The organism is Streptomyces sp. A0642 (assembly GCF_004795105.1).
Lineage (GTDB): Bacteria > Actinomycetota > Actinomycetes > Streptomycetales > Streptomycetaceae > Streptomyces.
The window spans coordinates 1-801 of the sequence record NZ_SSBL01000080.1; the positions used below are offsets into that span (position 1 = coordinate 1).

Here is an 801-nt window from a genome sequence, read left to right on the forward strand (position 1 = left end):
GGTGGTTGAGGCGTGTGATGTGGCGTTGGCGCCGTTCACGGGTTGGTCGGTGCGTGAGGTGTTGGCGGGTGTGGAGGGTGAGCATCCTCCGTTTGACCGGGTGGATGTGGTGCAGCCGGCTTTGTTCGCGATGGGTGTGGCGTTGTCGGCGTTGTGGCGGTCGTGGGGGGTGGAGCCGGCTGCGGTGGTGGGGCATTCGCAGGGTGAGGTGGTGGCCGCTGTGGTGAGCGGTGCTCTGACTCTGGAGCAGGGTGCGCAGATTGTTGCGCAGCGTTCGAAGGCTGTTCTTGCGTGTGCGGGTCAGGGTGGGATGGCGCTGATCGAGCGGCCTGTTGCTGTGGTGGAGGAGTTCCTTGCTCCTTATGGGGATGGTTTGTCGGTGGCCGCGGTGAATACCGGGGGGTCGACGATCATCTCGGGGCGGGCGGAGGCGATCGAGCAGATCGTGGGGGATCTTCAGGGGCAGGATGTTTATGCCCGGAAGATCAATGTGGATTACGCGTCCCACAATGCGCAGATGGATCCTCTCCTGGCCGACCTGGCGTCGGGTTTCGAGGGTCTGGTGCCGAAGCGTGCGGACATTGCGTTCTATTCGACGGTGACGGGTGGGGTGTCGGACGGCACGGGGCTGGATGGTGGTTACTGGTGCCGTAATCTGCGGGAGCCTGTCCGCTTCGATCGTGCCCTGGAGCAGCTTCTGGAGGACGGGCACGGGGTTTTCGTGGAGATCTCCGCTCATCCGGTGCTGGCCATGCCGCTCACCGACGGGAGTGCGGACCGGGGCGGTGTCGTCGTGGGGTC

At 64.8% G+C, this 801-nt stretch carries 1 protein-coding gene; it reads left to right on the plus strand.

From position 1 onward, the window contains the following. Positions 1-19: 19 nt before the first annotated feature. On the plus strand, positions 20-801 hold a 782-nt coding region (locus tag E6R60_RS36465; RefSeq protein ID WP_240802826.1), incomplete at its 3' end, for an acyltransferase domain-containing protein.